Origin of the sequence: Streptomyces albipurpureus (assembly GCF_023701525.1) — a bacterium.
In the GTDB taxonomy this organism is placed as follows: Bacteria; Actinomycetota; Actinomycetes; order Streptomycetales; family Streptomycetaceae; genus Streptomyces; species Streptomyces albipurpureus.
Genome location: NZ_JAMQAW010000010.1, coordinates 386,596 through 402,869, shown reverse-complemented (window position 1 = coordinate 402,869; position 16,274 = coordinate 386,596). Strand labels below are relative to the sequence as shown.

Sequence of the window (16,274 nt, the reverse complement as noted above, 5' to 3'; positions counted from 1 at the left end):
CTTGTCGCAGCAGTCGCATACTTCCCCCAGCGGATGTCCCCGCACGGTCCCTCCGCGCAGCGTCACCTCTGGTACACCGCTCGCCCCCCTCGGGTTCCCCCTTCTGAGGCATCGGTTTCGGCCACTTCGGCCAGCGTTGATTCCGCGATCTCCACGGCACGCGAAAGTGAGGCCACTCCCTCCAGACGCAGCGTTGTCCCCTGGCCGTCCAAGGACCAGAGCAATGTCGGGCCCGCGGTCCGCTCCTCAGGTGTCCAGCTGCCCTGGGCATCGGTCAGCGGCAGCCGTAGCGCATGCGGTGTCTTGAACCACAGGGCGTCGCTGCCACCACCACCTCTGCCGCCACCACCGCTGTCCTCGCCACCACCTCTGCCGTCGTCGCTGCCGGGTCTTAGCGTCACCCATTCCGGCATGACCCCGGTCTGCTTGGCGAAGCCAAGGTCAAGCGAGGCCCGGAACTCATCCAGCCGTACCGTTTGCCCCCGCTCGCTCCAACACAGGCTCACCACGGAGCGTCCACCAGGTCCTGCCGTCAGGGAGACGGCGTCCGGGTGCCCGAGTGCCGTGGGCACCCGGGCCCGGAAGCCGGCGCGGCGCTCCGCCTCAGCCAAGGGCATCGGGGCCGCGCACATAGGTGGATGCACGCCAGGACGCGGTGTCATCGAAGGCTCATATGTCACCCGGACCCCAGCGAAGCCAAACCAGTCCGCCACCGCCGCCCGCACCGGAGGCGTAAGCACCAGCACCACCAGCACCCCGGAGAAGAGGACCGTCAGTGACCGCCACCGCTCATCCATCCAGTGCCGTAGCCGCTTGATCCGCCCCGTTTGCGCTGCCTGTCCTGCCTGTCCCGTCTGTCCCGTCTGTCGAAGCTGCCCCGCGGTAGCACGTGCGGCCGAGGGCGAGAAGGAATCCGATGGCAGAGAAGTCGGAGCTGGCAGAGACGGCAGAGACGGCAGAGACGGCAGAGACGGCAGAGGCGGCAAAGGTGGCAGAGACGGCAGAGGCGGCAAAGATACCGAAGCGGATGATGAGCTTGATGAGGGTGATACGGGCGGTGAAAGAGGCGAAGACGAGGGCGTAGCTGGAGGAGAAGGCGTAGCTGGAGGAGAAGGGGAGGGGATGGAAGCCGGTGACAGGGGTGAGGGCGAAGTCTCGGCGAGGAGCTGTGCCAGCACCCGCTCGGCCATCGTCTCGCCGTCCACATCTGGTATCCGGATATTCCGGCCCAGTGCCCGCAACTCCTCGGCCAATGCCTGCTGCTCCAGCGAGAGGGCCTGTTGCTCCTCCGGCGAAAGCTGCTGCTCCCCGCTCGGAGGCTCAGCTCCGCGGTCCTCAGCCATGTTCCTCACCTCCCTTCCCCCCCTATGAGCCGTCCCAGCTTGGTCAACCCTCGGTTCAGCCGGGACTTCACCGTCCCCCGAGCCACCCCCAGCGCCTCCGCGGTCTCCGCTTCATCCATCTCCAGCAGATAGCGGTACGCCACCACCCGGCGCTGCTCCTCGCTCAGCTCCTCCAACGCGGCCAGCAACTGAGCACGCCGCTCGTCCGCGACGGCGGCCACTGCCGGGTCCACCGATTCCGGTATCCGTGGTTCGGAGCCGAGGAACAGCGCCTCCCGTCCAGCGAGCGCCCGCAGCCGCACCGCCGAGCGGACTGTGTTCCTCGTCTCATTGACCACGATCTGTAGCAGCCAGGGACGGAACGACGCGCCTTCCCGGAAACGGTCGAGCGATTGGTATGCCTTGAGGAATGACGTCTGCACCACATCCTCGGCGTCCGCGCCCGCTCCGAAGGCCACCGCGGCCCTGAGCGCGACCTGTGTATGGGCACGCACCAGCTCCGCGTACGCCTCCGGCTCTCCGGCGCGCACCCGAGCGATCACCGCGCTCTCGTCTACGACGCCGCGGCCTCCCTCCAGCATCCCCTCCCGCGTGCTCACGCCTTTGATACACCGCCGGCCGGAGATCGGTTCCACACCTGAGAGAATGAGCGACATGGCCGCACTCCGACCCCGCGCTCTCTCCGGCATCCAGCCCACTGCCGGCTCGTTCCACCTCGGTAATTACCTGGGAGCGATCCGCCAGTACGTAGCGCTGCAAGAGACCCATGACGCGTTCTACATGGTCGTTGACCTGCACGCGATCACCGTGCCGCAGGACCCGGCCGAGCTGCGGGCCAATACCCGGCTCGCCGCCGCTCAGCTGCTCGCGGCCGGGCTCGACCCCGAGCGCTGCACTCTCTTCATCCAGAGCCATGTGCCCGAGCACGCTCAGCTCGGCTGGGTGATGAACTGCCTCACCGGTTTCGGCGAGGCATCTCGGATGACGCAGTTCAAGGACAAGTCCGCGAAGCAGGGTGCTGACCGGGCCACCGTTGGTCTCTTCACCTACCCGGTGCTCCAGGTCGCGGACATCCTGCTGTACCAGGCGGACGCCGTGCCGGTCGGTGAGGACCAGCGCCAGCACATCGAGCTGACCCGGGACCTCGCCGAGCGCTTCAACACCCGCTTCGGCGAGACGTTCACGATCCCGGCGCCGCACATCGTCAAGGAGGTCGCGAAGATCTATGACCTCCAGGACCCGACGATCAAGATGAGCAAGTCGGCTTCCACGCCCAAGGGCCTGGTCAATCTGCTCGACGAGCCCAGGGTGACCGCGAAGAAGATCAAGAGCGCGGTGACCGACACCGACACCGTGATCCGTTTCGACCCGGTCGAGAAGCCCGGCATCAGCAATCTGCTGACCATCTACTCCACTCTCACCGGCGCGACGGTCGCCGAGTTGGAGAAGGAGTACGAGGGCAAGATGTACGGCGCACTGAAGACCGACCTCGCGGATGTGATGGTGGAGTTCGTCACGCCGTTCCGGACTCGTACGCAAGAGTATTTGGATGATCCCGAGACCTTGGACTCGGTTCTGGCCAAGGGCGCGGAGAAGGCGCGTGCCGTAGCCGCCGAGACCCTGGCGGCGGCCTACGACAGAGTGGGATTCCTGCCCGCGAAGCACTAGGAAGCAGTAAGCGGAACCGGGCCCGCAAGGACCCGAATCGGTACGCCGGAATCCGTAGCGACTCCGTTCCCCTCCAGCCCGGCGCAGGTACGGACTGTGGAGTCAACGCTGATCCGGAAGGCCGGAATCGGCCTGAGGCCGGCACGGTCCCCGGTACCGGAACGGCAGGAAGGCCGGCTCGGGGAACGAGCTCGGGTGAGGCCAAGGGCGGATCGGCAACCGACCGGTGGCCTACCGCACCCGAACGGTATTGCAGCCGCTCAAAGCAGTCCTGACCAGGCACGGGACATCTGTGGAGCCAGCCCGGCCCCGCCGGGTGTGTCCAACGCCTCTGGTCACATGCACGGTGCAGCCGCCACACTGGCGGCTGCACCACATCCGTCGACAGCAGACGTACGGATGGACACACAGCCCGTTCGAGACGATGAGGAGAACGACGTGGGGACCGTAACGCTCGGCGTTTCGATCGCGGTCCCGGAGCCCTATGGCAGCCTGCTCCAAGAGCGGCGTGCGGGCTTCGGGGACCCTGCCGCGCATGGCATTCCCACGCACATCACCCTGCTACCTCCTACGGAGGCCGATCCCGCGCTGCTGCCCGCGATCGAGGCCCATCTCACCGAGGTGGCCCGCGCAGGTCGGCCGTTCCCGATGCGGCTGTGCGGCACGGGGACGTTCCGCCCGCTCTCGCCCGTCGTCTTCGTTCAGGTTGTCGAAGGCGCTGCTGCCTGCTCCTGGCTCCAGAAGCGGGTACGGGATGAATCCGGCCCGCTGGTGCGCGAGCTGCAGTTCTCCTACCACCCTCATGTGACCGTGGCGCACGGCATCTCCGAAGAGGCGATGGACCGTGCCTATGCGGAGTTGGCGGAGTTCGAGGCGGCCTGGACATGCGCCTCCTTCGCGCTGTACGAGCAGGGCGCGGACGGGGTCTGGCGCAAGCTGCACGAGTACGCGTTCGGGGGCGGCATCGGCTCCGTACCCGCACAGGGTTCCCCCGTCGATGAGCCGGCGAGGGCACCCTTCACCTCGTAGACCTGTAGACCTCGCCGGAGCCCGGAGCCCGGAGCCCGGAGCCCGGAGCCCGGAGCCCGGAGCCCGGAGCCCGGAGCCCGGAGCCCGGAGCCCGGAGCCCGGAGCCCGGAGCCCGGAGCCCGGAGCCCGGAGCCCGGAGCCCGGGTTCTCTCTGGGGCTCGGACCTCCCAGTGGCTCGAAGCTGTCGCTCGAAGCTGTGGTGAGGGCTCGGGACGCTGGCATCCGGCTGCCGAGCCGGCCCTGTGCACGGGCCGGCGAGCAGCCTTCGGAGCGAGCAGTTTTCAGAGCGAGCAGTCTTCGGAGCGAGCCGGCTCAGGGTGAATGGGCTCAGGTTGAATGGGCTCAGGTTGAATGGGCTCAGAGCGGCAGTCTGCGGAAGAGCGAACGCGGTGTGTGCCGTAGCGCGGTCATCACCACTCGCAGGGCCCCCGGCACCCACACCGTCTCGGATCTGCGTCGCAGCCCGAGTTCCACGGCCGTGGCGACGGCCTCCGGGGTGGTGGCCAGCGGCGCGTCGGGCATCCCCGAGGTCATTCGGGTACGGACGAAGCCGGGGCGTACGACCATGACGTGCACCCCGGTCCCGTACAGCGCGTCGCCCAGCCCCTGGGCGAAGGCATCGAGGCCGGCCTTGCTGGAGCCGTAGATGAAATTGGTGCGGCGAGCCCGCTCACCCGCGACCGACGAGAGCACCACCAGCGAGCCATGGCCCTGGTTCTGAAGGGCCGCCGCGCAGATCAGCCCGGCTGAGACCGCCCCCGTGTAGTTGGTCTGGGCGACCCGTACCGCGGCCGGTGGGTCACCTTCGTCGTTGGCCTGGTCGCCCAGGACTCCGAAGGCGAGCAGCACCATATCGATGTCACCCTCGGTGAAGACCTTGCCCAGTACTTCCGCGTGCGGCGCCGGGTCCAGGGCGTCGAAGGGGACCGTACGGACATCCGCTCCCAGGGTGCGCAGGGAGTCGGCTGCGTGCTCAAGCTCGGGGGAGGGGCGGCCGGCCAACCAGACCGTCCGGGCGCGACGGGCGATCATCCGGCGGGCGATGGCCAGCCCGATCTCCGATGTGCCACCGAGGATGAGCAGGGACTGCGGGGTGCCGAAGGCGTCCTTCATGATCGGATGACTCCTTGGAGTGCGCGGTTTCATTGCGGGCGAATGCGGGGTCACAGGGCCAGCCGGCGGGAGAGGTCGGAGGTGAAGACCCCCTGGGGGTCCAGATGGGCGCGCAGCGCTCGAAAGTCGGGCAGCCGTGGGTACATGACGTCGAGCAGTTCCGGGCGCAGCCGTGAGTCCTTGGCGAGATAGATCCGGCCGCCGGCCGTGGCGACCTCCTCGTCCAGCTCGTCCAGGAAGCTTCCGAGCCCGGCGAGCCCGGCGGGGATGTCCAGGGCCAGCGTCCAGCCCGGCATCGGGAAGGAGAGCCACCCCGGGTCACTCGTGCCGAAGCGTTTCAGGACGGCGAGGAACGAGGGGCAACCCCGTCGTGCGATCCGTTGGATGATGCTCCTCAGGGCTTCTTCCTGACCGTGGCCGACGACGAACTGGTACTGGACGAAACCGTCGCCGCCATAGATCCGGTTCCAGTGCGGTACGGCGTCCAGCGGATGGAAGAACCTGGTCAGGGGCTGTAGTTCCGTCGTACGGGACCGGGGTGCCCGGCGGTACCAGAACTCGTTGAAGAGGCCGACCGTGGTTCGGTTGAGCAGCCCCCGCGGTAGCTGGGCGGGGGGTGCGGGCAGCCGTCCCGGCCGAAAGTCGAGCGGCTGGTGACGGGCGCGGGAGGGTAGCGCGGTCAGGGGCGCGTGCTCCCCGCGGGTGAGGACCGAGCGCCCCAGCGCCTTGCCGCGGGCGAGGAGATCGATCCAGGCGACCGAGTACCGGTATCGATGGTCATCGGTGGTGAGCCTGGCCAGTAGCTCGTCGAGGTCGGCCGCCCGTTCGGTGTCCACGGACATCAGGGATGTCTCCACCCGGTGCAGCCGTACGGTCGCCGAGAGGATCACTCCGGTCAGGCCCATGCCGCCTGTGGTGGCGTCAAAGAGGTCGCTGCCGGGGCGGAGGGTCTGGACCTCCCCGTTGGCCGTGAGGAGTTCGAGCGATTCCACATGGCGGGAGAAGGAGCCGCTGGCATGGTGGTTCTTGCCGTGGATGTCCGCGCCGAGCGCTCCGCCGACGGTCACCTGTCGGGTGCCGGGTGACACCGGTACGAACCAGCCGAGCGGTAGCAGTACTTCCATCAGCCGGTGCAGGCTGACTCCGGCATCGCAGACGACGGTTCCCGCCTGGCCGTCGATGGTGTGGATGCGTGCCAGGCCCGTCATATCGAGGACACAGCCGCCGGCGTTCTGGGCGGCGTCACCGTAGGCCCGGCCGAGCCCTCGTGCGATGCCTCCGCGGGCACCCCAGCCCTGGACGACCGCCGCCGCCTCGGCGGCGGTGCGGGGGCGCAGCACCCGGGCGGTGGTCGGGGCGGTGCGTCCCCAGCCGCTGATGGAGACGAAGGGGTCGTCCTCGTCGCCATGGGTCTCAGCGGTGTGGCTCTGGGGGGTGTTGGTGCTCACGGGGGTGTGCGGCTGAGCGGGGTCGGCGGGGGCGGAAGGAGCATCGGGGGACATAGCTAAGACCGTATCGCCGCTTATGCCCACATTTTTGCAGTGCCCTATGGACTCGCCGAAATGGGTGATTAAACGAGTGTCATCAAAGAATGACACGCAAACTCGGGCGTTCGCCCACAAGAGTCCCCCCTGGTTCATGGGAAGGGGCGGCGGTTCATGGGAAGGGGCGGAGGATGATCTACGCCGAATATATGGAGGCTCAGTGCGGACGGTCATCGTTGGACGGCGAATTGTCGGCCGCTGACCGTCAACCGCCGGACGGGAGATGGCTGGCCGCAGCCGACCGTCGACCATCGGACAGAGGGTGGCTGGCCGCCGACCGTCGTCCAGCGGATAGGAGATGGTCGGCCGCCGACCGTCGACTACGAGCCGTCGACCGAAGGCTGCTGGTCATGGCTCGTGACTGCGGCGGCCAACGGGGGATCGCCGCGGCGGCCCAGGCCCTCTCCTTCGCCGGGGAGCACGGCGCGCTCTGGCTCGCCGCGGGTCTTGCGGGCGCGGCGAGCGACGGTGAGCGGCGCGGTGCGTGGCTCCGGGCTACCACCGTGGTGGGTGGGGCGCATCTGATGGGCATGGGGATGAAGCGGGTGGTGCGCAGGGCCCGCCCTGCCACGGGTGCTGCTCCACACCCGGGCAGCCCCCCTGAGCAGGCGCTTCGCCCGCCCTTGGTCAACACCCTGGGGCGGTACTCCTTCCCCAGTTGCCACGCCGCCTCTGCCGCGGCCGCCGTCGTCGCCTTCGGCGCTCTCCTGCCCAGCGGCGGCCGTTTGCTGCCATCGATCGCCGCCGCCATGTGCGTCTCCCGGCTCGTGGTCGGAGTCCACTACCCCACGGACATCGCCGCGGGCGCCGCGCTGGGCGGGCTCGCGGCCCGGCTTGGCCGCCGTTGGATGATCCGTCCGCTGGCCACCCTTGGCACCAGGGGAGGCGAGCGCGGTGACTGAGCACGGCACGGCCCTACTGGAACGGCCGGAACGGCGACCCAAGAAGCCCCGTAGACCGTCACCGGCCCGGGGCGGCGGCCCGCTCATCGGGCTACTGAGAACCGCACGGCCCCGGCAGTGGGTCAAGAACCTGCTGGTTCTCGCCGCTCCGGCCGCCGCGGGTGAGCTGGACTCCTTCCACACCGCAGCCCAGCTCGCCGTGGTCTTTGTCCTCTTCACCGCGGCCGCAGCGGCTGTCTATCTGATCAATGACGCCCGGGACGCCGAGGCCGACCGGGCCCATCCGGTCAAGTGCCGGCGCCCGGTGGCAGCGGGCCAGGTGCCTCCGCACACCGCCTACGCCGTCGGTGCGGCCCTAGGCGTCCTTGCCACCGTCGCTGCGGCGGTCCTGTGCAACGCGCTGACCGGCGCGCTCCTCACCGCCTATCTCTCCATGCAACTCGCCTACTGCATCTGGCTGAAACACGTACTCGTCGTCGATATGGCCGTCGTCACCACCGGATTCCTGCTGCGCGCCATGGTCGGTGGGGTCGCTCTCGGCATCCCGCTGTCCCGTTGGTTTCTGATCACGACCGGGTTCGGGGCGCTCTTCATGGTGGCCGCGAAGCGCTACTCGGAGGCCGTGCAGATGGAGGGCAAAACGGGTGGCAAGGGCGCGACCAGGGCACTGCTGAACGAGTACACAACCGGCTATCTGCGTTTTGTGTGGCAGCTCGCGGCCGGGGTCGCCGTACTGGCCTACTGCCTGTGGGCGCTGGAGAGCGGCGGCACCGACGAGGAGGCGCTGCTTCCCTGGCGTCAGCTGTCGATGATCGCCTTCATCCTCGCGGTGTTGCGGTACGCGGTCTTCGCGGACCGCGGCACCGCCGGTGAACCCGAGGACGTGGTGCTCCGAGATCGCGCGCTGGCCGTGATCGGTGTGGTGTGGGCCGCGATGTATGGGCTCGCCGTCGCCGGACTGTGACCTTCCGGCGCATTTTCCGGCCACTGGTGTTCGGTACCGAGGGTAGGCGTACGGCATGGATTGGTTGACCAAGCTCCCCGTCATCGGGCCCGCTGCCGCCCGCATGATGCAGACCCACGCCTGGCGCAGTTACGAGACCATGGAACGGGTCCACTGGACCCGTCTCGCTGCCGCCATCACCTTTCTGAGCTTCCTCGCCCTCTTCCCGCTGATCACCGTGGCCGCCGCTGTGGGGGCGGCCCTGCTCAGCGATGATCAGCTGAACAAGTTGCAGGAGAAGATCGGCGAGCAGGTGCCCGGTATCTCCGACCAGTTGGACATCGACTCCCTGGTGGCCAACGCGGGGACGGTCGGACTGGTCGCTGGCGCGCTGCTGCTCTTCACCGGTATCGGCTGGGTCGGCGCCATGCGGGACTGTCTGCGGGCCGTGTGGGGGACCGACGACGAGGACGAGGGCAATCCCTTCATCCGCAAGGCCAAGGACGCGGGGGTGCTGCTCGGGCTCGGCGCCACCGCCCTGGTCTCGCTGGGCGCGTCCGCGCTCGGTTCCAGCGCGGTCGGTTGGACGACGGACCGGCTGGGACTCGACAAGGGCGGTGTGGGGGGAGTCCTGCTGTCGGTCGCGGCCATCGCTCTCGCCGTTCTCGCGAACTTCCTGATGCTGATCTATCTGCTGACCCTGTTGCCGAGCGCCCACCCGCCGCGGCGCCGCCTCGTGGTCGCGGGACTGATTGGCGCGGTCGGGTTCGAACTGCTGAAACTGCTGCTCAGTGGGTATATGCAGGGGGTCGCTTCCAAGAGCATGTACGGGGCGTTCGGAGTGCCGATCGCCCTGCTGCTGTGGATCAACTTCACGGCCAAGCTGCTGCTGTTCTGCGCCGCGTGGACGGCGACACCCAGCAAGGGCGAGGTCCGGGACACCACGGACACCCCGGGCGCACCCGACACCCCGGGCGCACCCGACACCCCGGGCGCACCGGAGTCCCCGGGCGCACCGGAGTCCCCGAACACCCCCGCCGGCCTCAGCCGCTGAACCGACCGGACTGACCGGACCGACCGGACTGACTGACTGACTGACCGGAGGCGCCAAGGCGCTCAGCGGTGTCGACCCCGCGGCCCCGCTCCGCCAACTGCAACGGGACCGGGACCGGGACCGGGACCGGGACGCGAGCCGAGAACGAGGCACGAGGCAGGAGCCAGGAGGCAGGAGCCAGGAGGTGTGAGGCATGAGGCATGAGGCATGAGGCATGAGGCATGAGGCATGAGGCATGAGGCATGAGAGCGAGGTGCGAGGACGCGCCCGAGCCCGATCCCGTGCCGCGTTGGCCGGTTACCCGCGGGCGGACGGCCAGCGTCGGTTCACCACGAACACGCCCGCCGCCAGCGCCATCAGCACTCCACCGATGATGGCCAGCGCGATGCCGACTCCACCCGATGACTCATCCTTCGCGATGCCCACCGGCCTGGCCTGGGAGCCGTGCTTGTCCGGTCCCGCACCGCCACCCGCCTCCTTCAGCTTCGCCGACCGCGGCGGCACCAGTTCACCGACCGGGGTGACCTTCCCCGTCGCGGCGAAGCCCCAGTCGAGCAGTCGCGCGGTCTCCTTGTAGACCGCTTGGCTCTCGCCGGAGTCGGGGTTCATCACGGTCACCAGGAGCACCTTCCCATTGCGCTCGGCAACCCCGGTGAAGGTCGACCCCGCATGAGTGGTGTTGCCGTTCTTCACACCGGCGATCCCCTGGTACGGCGCGACGCCGTAGTCACCGGTCAGCAGCCGGTTGGTGTTCTGGATCTCGAACGTATCCCGCTTGGCGCCGTCCATCTCACCGGGGAACTTGGCGCGGACCGTGGCGGCGTAGTCGCGGAAGTCCTTCTTCTGCATGCCGTTGCGGGCGATGAGCGTGAGGTCGTAGGCGGACGAGACCTGGCCCGCCGCGTCATAGCCGTCGGGTGACATGACCCGGGTGTCCAGCGCCTGCAACTCCTCGGCGTGCGCCTGCATGTCCTGGACGGTCTTGGGGATGCCGCCGTTCATCGCGGAGAGCACATGGACCGCGTCATTGCCCGAGCGCAGGAAGACCCCGAGCCAGAGATCGTTGACCGTGTAGGTCAGATCCTCCTTCACCCCGACCAGGCTGCTGTTCGTGCCCACCTCGGACAGCTCCGCCTCGGTCACCAGATGCGTGGCTTCCTTCGGTAGCTTGGGCAGCAGGGTGTCCGCGAAGAGCATCTTCAAGGTGGACGCGGGGGGCAGTCGCCAGTGCGCGTTGTGGGCCGCCAGCACCGCTCCGGACTCCGCGTCAGCGACCAACCAGGAGCGACCGCTGAGATCCTTGGGAAGTACGGGTGCGCCCGCACCCAGGCTGACCTGTGTGCCCGGCTTGCCCAATTGGGCCCCGCCGACCGTGGACATGACGGCCGGGGGATTCGGGTGCTTCTGTGGCTTGTTATCCGCCTTGCGATCGTGGGTGTCCGCAGCCGCGGGCACGGCGGCGAACAGGGGGAGCAGCAAGGCGGCGGTGACCGTCAGCGCGGTCCTCCGCGCGGCCTTCGCAGTGATCATCTTCAAGGCAGGCACGTGCGTGAAAGTACAGTGCTGATCAGAAAATATGCTTATCGGGTTGATGACTCGCCGGGAACGCCGCTGGGTCAGCCCACCCCGAGAACCTCGGTCGGCAGCTGACGGCAATACTGGAAGGATGAAGCTCAACCGCCCCACATCCTGGTTCCTGCTCGCTTTCGGTGTGTGGAGCTGGTTCATCTGGGTCACCTTCGTCAAAAACCTATGGCAGGACGGCAGCGGACTCGCCTTCGATGACGCGGGCGATCCAACGGCTTACTTCTGGGTTCATCTGCTGCTCGCCATTACGTCCTTTCTTCTGGGGACGGTCGTAGGACTCATTGGGTTGCGTGCCGTCCGCGCTTTGCGGCGCGAGGAACGCGAAGAATAGGGGAGCTTTCTGTGATCGTGGTCGTCGTACTCGTCTTCGTGGCGGTGCTCGCCCTCCTCGTCGGGGCGCACTGGTACGTCTGGCGGAGGTTGGTCCGCGACACGACACAGGCCCGTGGGGCTGCCCGCGGGGTGGGCACCGTGCTGATCTGGGTGCTCCCGCTGTTCTCCTTCGGAGCGCTGACAGCCGGCCGGGCCGGAGCTCCTTTTTGGCTGGAAAGAGTGGTCGCCTGGCCTGGCTACCTCTGGTTGGCGGTGCTGCTCTATCTGGTGCTCGCCCTGCTGGTCGGTGAGGGCGTACGGGCGGTATGGCTGCGCCGCTCCCGGGTGTCCGATGGGTCCCGACCGTCCGACCCCCCGCACTCCTCCGAGCCGGCCGCGTCTTCCAGGCCGGTTGAACCGACCCCCGCGAAGTCGACCGTGCGGGGTGCGGTGACGGTGCCCTCAGGGCCGACCGCCACCGCTGCTGAAGCCACCACCGGCGCCAGCGCCAACACCGGCACCACCACCACGGCCGCCGTCGGCGCATCCCACCAGCAGGACAACGCCGAGACCGCCACCAGCACCGACTCCGCCCCCCTGGAATCCCCTTCATCCATACGAGCGACCGCGGACCGTGAGTCCTCCCTCGACCAGAGCGCGGTCCAGGAGGTCAAGGCCCACCCCGGCGCCGAGCATCCCCAGACGGTCTCCCGCCGGCTCTTCGTCTCCCGGGTGGTCGGCGGCGGAGCCGCAGCAGCAGCGCTGGGCACCGTCGGCTACGGCACCTATGGAGTACTGCGCGGGCCCAAGATCAAACGGGTGACCGTCCCGCTGGCCAAGCTGCCCCGCGCCGCCCATGGCTTCCGGATCGCCGTGGTCAGCGACATCCACCTCGGGCCCATCCTCGGCCGGGGGCACACCCAGCGGATCGTCGACACCATCAACACGGCCCAGCCCGATCTCATCGCCATCGTCGGCGACATGGTCGACGGCAGCGTCGCCGACCTCGGTCCGGCCGCCGAGCCGCTCACCCAGCTCAAGGCCCGGCACGGCACGTTCTTCGTCACGGGGAACCACGAGTACTTCTCCGGGGCCGAGGAGTGGGTCGACCACGTGCGCGAGCTGGGACTTCGCCCGCTGGAGAACGAGCGGGTGGAGATCGACGGGTTCGACCTCGCCGGAGTCGACGACATCGAAGGCGAGAAGGTCGGCAAGGGGCCCGACTTCCGCAAGGCCCTCGGCGACCGGGACAGTTCCCGGGCCTCGGTGCTGCTGGCCCACCAGCCCGTCGTCATCCATGACGCCGTCGAACACGGAGTGGACCTCCAGCTCTCCGGACACACCCACGGCGGCCAACTCTGGCCCGGCAGCTACCTCGCCGAACTGGCCAATCCCACCGTGGCGGGCCTGGAGCGCTACGGCGACACCCAGCTCTATGTGACCCGGGGCGCCGGAGCATGGGGCCCACCGGTGCGGGTGGGTGCCTCATCGGACATCACCGTGGTGCAGTTGGCGTCCCGGCAGGCCTAGTGCCTCACGTCTGGATCAGGCTGGGGCACGGCCCCAGCCTGATCCGGACGAACCACGGCGTACGGGGCTACTGCCTGCGGATCACGTCTTGCGGATCACGTCTTCGGGAGTGGGTCCGCAATCGAGCCTGGGGAAACAGCCGGGGCACGCGTAGAGGATCGTTCCGGGCCCGCTGGAGCTGAGGACGTAGCGGACGGTGATCGGGGCTCTGGTGATCCTGCCGCAGTCGCAGCAGTACGCGGCCGGGTCGGGCGAGACCTCCGGGAACAGCTCCTCCGGACTCATGCGGCCACTGCCGCCGTACGAACCCTGACCTGGTGAACTCCGGTGCTGGCGGTGTACGGGTAGTCATAGCCCCGCTCTGCCCATGCGGTGGCGAAGAACCGCTCTCGGCACTCGGGCGTGAGTAACTGTGCCTCTTCGGCCCGGAAGATCGAACGGGCGAGCTCCGCACTCGGACCGGTCCACGGCCGGGACCACGCACAGGAGTTGAGAGTGGGCTCCGGCGGTACGGGAGTGGGCGAAGCGTGCTGGGCGAGGTACCGGGCAGTGTGCCGTCCGGGCTTGGGTCGGCGAGTCCACAAGATGAAGTTCAGCACCCTTACGAGTGCACGGACGATAGGGTTTCGCATGTTGACGCTCCTTTGGAAAGCGTTGGCCATGCCCCCGGACGGTTGCTCCCGTCGCGGGGGTTTTCTGGAACTCGGGGGTGGCCCCGGTCGCCCGTGCGGGGGCCGGGAGGCGGCCGGGGCCGGGAGTGAACGCGGTGGTTCGCTCCCCTTCCCTCGGTCCAGGTGGTGACCGCACCGGACGCGAGGGGGTGCCGCTCCGTGCGTTCCTCCGCAGCGTCAGGGGGACGCTGCCGCACGAAGCGGGGGTAGGTGGTCCGCCCGACTGCCGACTCTCAACGGAGGCCGGGCGGACCGGTGACCGCCCCGCATGATGAACCCGCGAATCACAGTGGCCGGGTATTCAGGGGGCGGACGATCTCACACCAGGGACGGGACGAGAGCGGACCGGTGGGTGCGCCCTCGCCGGACTCCCTTCAGGGATCTCCTCAGGAGTCTCTTCAGGAATGTCTTCAGGAGGGGGATGCCCTGGCGCCGCTTTCGGTGTCGAGCACGATCGGCGTGGGGGGTTGTTGGGGTGGCCGCCATGGCCACCGGCCAGAGAGCGAGCACATACACACCGCTGTGATCACTGACGATCAGCGCGAACGGGTCGCCGTTCCGCAACCTCTGGTACGTCGCGCGCCGTTCGTCGGCCGACCCTGCCCAGGCGCGTAACTGTGCTGGTACATCGTCGAGTTGGTCGCCGATGTGGTCGGGGATGATGCGGAGTGCACCAGTGGGAAACCAACGCATCCGGGGGTGCGGGTCGAGACCGTCAGCGATGCGGAGCGCTTGCGTGGCCAACCAGCGGACCGCCGCCCGGATAAAGGGACTTTGATACTCGGCGAGGACCACCCGGGCTGTGTCATGGCTTCCGTATACGGGCCCTTCTGCCGTGACCTCCGCCCAGTAGTCGAAGGGGTGGTTCATGAGGTCACCCCCGTGATGGTGCGCGGGTCGATGTCCTCGGGCGGGTCCCACTGCACCGTGTCGCAGCAGACGCGGTCATAGCGGCGGTGCCCGGTGCTCCGGAAGTGGTACTCGGCCCACGCTTCCACCTCGTCCGGGGCGAGCCCCTTTTCCGCATCGGGCGGCTCCGCCCCACACGGCGGGGTGCCGGACACACACTCGATGTGCGCGCGGACCCCGCTGGACTCCACCTGCCTCAAAGTCCATCGGGCGTACCTGAACAGTCGGGTCATCCCCATGCCGAACCCCCACTGCTGCGGGTGTTCATCTCGGCCAGAGCGGGCCGGAGTTGGTCCGCCACCGTCGCCGGTCGAACCTCCGCACACAACGCGCTCCACTCGACACCGCCCTGGGGCGGCCGGAGCGCGTAGCGACCGTCCCCCGCATCCGTACCCGTGTCCATGACCACCCCGAGTGCACCTTTGCTGGTGTCGTAGGCGAGTTCACCAACATTGAGTCGGGGTGTCTGGTGTTCCGCTACATTTTTGCCGGACAAGGCCGTTCCTCTCCGTAGTGGTTCCGCTACCGAGAGGTTCAGCGTGGACTGTGAGTGGAGCGTTGCTCAACTTGCTGAAATTGATTGATTGGTGGCGATTCGGATGGTGAACCGCAAGGAACTGGACCCTGAGATCGGCCCTCAGGCGGCTTTCGGAGCACGTCTGCGCAGGTTGCGGGATAGTCGCGGCTGGACGCAGGACGAGTTAGCGGATCGCATTGGGTGCACCGGTTCGCATGTCTCGGCCGTAGAAACTGGTCGTCGCCTACCAACTCGACGCTTCGCCGCAAGTTGCGATCGGGCGTTGGGCACCGGAGATCAGCTGGAACGCCGGAGTCTGGCGGTACGGCAAACGGCACTTCTGGAGGGGTTTCCGGAATACGTAACCCATGAGGGGCGAGCGTCAGAGGTCCGGTTGTTCGAGTCGGGAGTGATTCCCGGACCACTCCAGACGCGGGAGTACGCACGCGCGTTGGCGGACGCTGCTGCACTGCGCGGTGACATCACCCCCGAACAGGCCACTGAACGAGTCGACTACTTGATACAGCGGCAAGCGGTACTGGCCCGAACGCCATCACCGCTGATCTTGGCGGTGTTGGACGAGAGTTGTATCCGGCGACCGATCGGCGGAGCTGACGTTATGGACGCTCAGTTGGCACGGCTGGTCGAGTTCGCCGCACTACCGAACTCCGGTCTCCAGATCGCGCCGTACTCCATGGGAGAGAGCAAGCCCTTTGTTCGGATGGTCTATCTTCTGACGCTGCCTGATCGGTCGCTGATGTCGTACGTAGAGTCTCAGACCCATGGGCATCTAGACCGTGAGCCGTCCTCCGTACTGCCGCTGGTGAGGAATTACCATCAGCTACAGATCGGGGCAGCCTCCCAGGCGGAATCTGTCGCCATGATCGAAAATCTACGAAAGGGCACTCTGTGATGACCAAGACCAGCTCTTCCCCGCTGCGTTGGGTCAAGTCCTCCTACAGCACCGAGAACGGTGGGGCCTGCGTTGAGTGGGCCCCGGAGGGTGCGTTCACCTCCGGCATAGTCCCGGTTCGGGACAGCAAGTGCTCGGACGGCCCTGTTCTGATGGTCTCCGCCTCTGCGTTTGCCGGGCTGGTCATCCTCGCTCGCTCTGCCGAGCTGTAGTACCGCACGTCCTCACGTTGTGTTCGT

Annotated in this window: 20 protein-coding genes; 10 read left to right on the top strand and 10 right to left on the bottom strand. The window is 67.9% G+C overall.

From position 1 onward, the window contains the following. Positions 1 to 62: 62 nt before the first annotated feature. A complete protein-coding gene (locus tag NBG84_RS13860; protein ID WP_250919689.1) occupies positions 63 to 797 on the bottom strand; it encodes a hypothetical protein in 735 nt (244 codons plus the stop codon). A gap of 119 nt (positions 798 to 916) precedes the next feature. Between NBG84_RS13860 and NBG84_RS13855 the strand changes: the two genes are divergently transcribed. After that, the gene (locus tag NBG84_RS13855; protein WP_250919688.1) at positions 917 to 1,084 is read left to right on the top strand and encodes a hypothetical protein; all 168 of its coding nucleotides are present in this window, start codon (positions 917 to 919) and stop codon (positions 1,082 to 1,084) included. A 264-nt stretch (positions 1,085 to 1,348) separates the two neighbouring features. Here the strand turns inward: NBG84_RS13855 and NBG84_RS13850 are convergent, their stop codons facing one another. Beyond that, a complete protein-coding gene (locus tag NBG84_RS13850) occupies positions 1,349 to 1,924 on the bottom strand; it encodes an RNA polymerase sigma factor (RefSeq protein WP_250919771.1) in 576 nt (191 codons plus the stop codon). 73 nt (positions 1,925 to 1,997) lie between these two features. On the opposite strand from NBG84_RS13850, the gene trpS reads away from it, so the two are divergent. Next, on the top strand, positions 1,998 to 3,011 hold the full coding sequence (trpS, locus tag NBG84_RS13845) for a tryptophan--tRNA ligase (RefSeq protein WP_250919687.1): 1,014 nt from the start codon (positions 1,998 to 2,000) through the stop codon (positions 3,009 to 3,011). Positions 3,012 to 3,449: 438 nt separating this feature from the next. After that, positions 3,450 to 4,040 carry a 2'-5' RNA ligase family protein gene (locus NBG84_RS13840; RefSeq protein ID WP_250919686.1) on the top strand — a complete coding sequence of 197 codons (591 nt, stop codon included), beginning with the start codon at positions 3,450 to 3,452 and terminating at the stop codon, positions 4,038 to 4,040. A gap of 357 nt (positions 4,041 to 4,397) precedes the next feature. Here NBG84_RS13840 and dprE2 read toward each other — a convergent pair whose 3' ends face one another. Both dprE2 and dprE1 read right to left on the bottom strand, forming a co-directional pair. Then, positions 4,398 to 5,153 carry a decaprenylphospho-beta-D-erythro-pentofuranosid-2-ulose 2-reductase gene (gene dprE2, locus NBG84_RS13835; RefSeq protein WP_250919685.1) on the bottom strand — a complete coding sequence of 252 codons (756 nt, stop codon included), beginning with the start codon at positions 5,151 to 5,153 and terminating at the stop codon, positions 4,398 to 4,400. 50 nt (positions 5,154 to 5,203) lie between these two features. Further along, positions 5,204 to 6,655 (bottom strand): decaprenylphosphoryl-beta-D-ribose oxidase, encoded by a 1,452-nt coding sequence (dprE1, locus tag NBG84_RS13830; protein WP_250919684.1) that lies wholly within the window; start codon positions 6,653 to 6,655, stop codon positions 5,204 to 5,206. Positions 6,656 to 6,828: 173 nt separating this feature from the next. On the opposite strand from dprE1, the gene NBG84_RS13825 reads away from it, so the two are divergent. Genes NBG84_RS13825 through NBG84_RS13815 form a run of 3 tightly spaced genes read left to right on the top strand, consistent with a single transcriptional unit; the run spans position 6,829 to position 9,596 of the window. Continuing rightward, entirely contained in the window at positions 6,829 to 7,599 is a 771-nt protein-coding gene (locus NBG84_RS13825; RefSeq protein ID WP_425608631.1) for a phosphatase PAP2 family protein, read from the top strand. Beyond that, on the top strand, positions 7,592 to 8,563 hold the full coding sequence (locus NBG84_RS13820) for a decaprenyl-phosphate phosphoribosyltransferase (RefSeq protein ID WP_250919683.1): 972 nt from the start codon (positions 7,592 to 7,594) through the stop codon (positions 8,561 to 8,563). Before NBG84_RS13825 ends, NBG84_RS13820 begins: the two co-directional genes overlap by 8 nt. Before the next feature lie 55 nt (positions 8,564 to 8,618). Further along, positions 8,619 to 9,596 carry a YihY/virulence factor BrkB family protein gene (locus NBG84_RS13815; RefSeq protein ID WP_250919682.1) on the top strand — a complete coding sequence of 326 codons (978 nt, stop codon included), beginning with the start codon at positions 8,619 to 8,621 and terminating at the stop codon, positions 9,594 to 9,596. A gap of 297 nt (positions 9,597 to 9,893) precedes the next feature. On the opposite strand, the gene NBG84_RS13810 is transcribed toward NBG84_RS13815, so the two are convergent. Beyond that, positions 9,894 to 11,126, bottom strand: a complete 1,233-nt coding sequence (locus tag NBG84_RS13810; protein WP_345780614.1) for a D-alanyl-D-alanine carboxypeptidase family protein — start codon at positions 11,124 to 11,126, stop codon at positions 9,894 to 9,896. A 136-nt stretch (positions 11,127 to 11,262) separates the two neighbouring features. Here NBG84_RS13810 and NBG84_RS13805 point away from each other — a divergent pair, with 136 nt between their 5' ends. After that, positions 11,263 to 11,514, top strand: a complete 252-nt coding sequence (locus NBG84_RS13805; protein ID WP_250919680.1) for an SCO4848 family membrane protein — start codon at positions 11,263 to 11,265, stop codon at positions 11,512 to 11,514. Between the two features lie 11 nt (positions 11,515 to 11,525). After that, a complete protein-coding gene (locus NBG84_RS13800; protein WP_250919679.1) occupies positions 11,526 to 13,025 on the top strand; it encodes a metallophosphoesterase in 1,500 nt (499 codons plus the stop codon). A gap of 81 nt (positions 13,026 to 13,106) precedes the next feature. Here NBG84_RS13800 and NBG84_RS13795 read toward each other — a convergent pair whose 3' ends face one another. The 5 genes from NBG84_RS13795 to NBG84_RS13775 form a co-directional block, all read right to left on the bottom strand. Continuing rightward, a complete protein-coding gene (locus NBG84_RS13795; RefSeq protein ID WP_250919678.1) occupies positions 13,107 to 13,310 on the bottom strand; it encodes a hypothetical protein in 204 nt (67 codons plus the stop codon). After that, a complete protein-coding gene (locus NBG84_RS13790; RefSeq protein ID WP_250919677.1) occupies positions 13,307 to 13,657 on the bottom strand; it encodes a hypothetical protein in 351 nt (116 codons plus the stop codon). Before NBG84_RS13790 ends, NBG84_RS13795 begins: the two co-directional genes overlap by 4 nt. Positions 13,658 to 14,014: 357 nt before the next feature. Beyond that, the gene (locus tag NBG84_RS13785) at positions 14,015 to 14,566 is read right to left on the bottom strand and encodes a hypothetical protein (RefSeq protein WP_250919676.1); all 552 of its coding nucleotides are present in this window, start codon (positions 14,564 to 14,566) and stop codon (positions 14,015 to 14,017) included. Beyond that, positions 14,563 to 14,796, bottom strand: a complete 234-nt coding sequence (locus tag NBG84_RS13780) for a hypothetical protein (protein WP_250919675.1) — start codon at positions 14,794 to 14,796, stop codon at positions 14,563 to 14,565. Before NBG84_RS13780 ends, NBG84_RS13785 begins: the two co-directional genes overlap by 4 nt. Positions 14,797 to 14,834: 38 nt before the next feature. Continuing rightward, a complete protein-coding gene (locus NBG84_RS13775) occupies positions 14,835 to 15,101 on the bottom strand; it encodes a hypothetical protein (RefSeq protein ID WP_250919674.1) in 267 nt (88 codons plus the stop codon). 103 nt (positions 15,102 to 15,204) lie between these two features. On the opposite strand from NBG84_RS13775, the gene NBG84_RS13770 reads away from it, so the two are divergent. Further along, complete coding sequence (locus tag NBG84_RS13770) at positions 15,205 to 16,035, top strand: helix-turn-helix domain-containing protein (protein ID WP_250919673.1); 831 nt, start codon at positions 15,205 to 15,207, stop codon at positions 16,033 to 16,035. Beyond that, positions 16,035 to 16,247: a DUF397 domain-containing protein gene (locus NBG84_RS13765; protein ID WP_250919672.1), complete on the top strand. Its 213-nt coding sequence runs from the start codon at positions 16,035 to 16,037 to the stop codon at positions 16,245 to 16,247. The genes NBG84_RS13770 and NBG84_RS13765 overlap by 1 nt, the downstream gene beginning before the upstream one ends. The last annotated feature ends 27 nt before the right edge of the window (positions 16,248 to 16,274 follow it).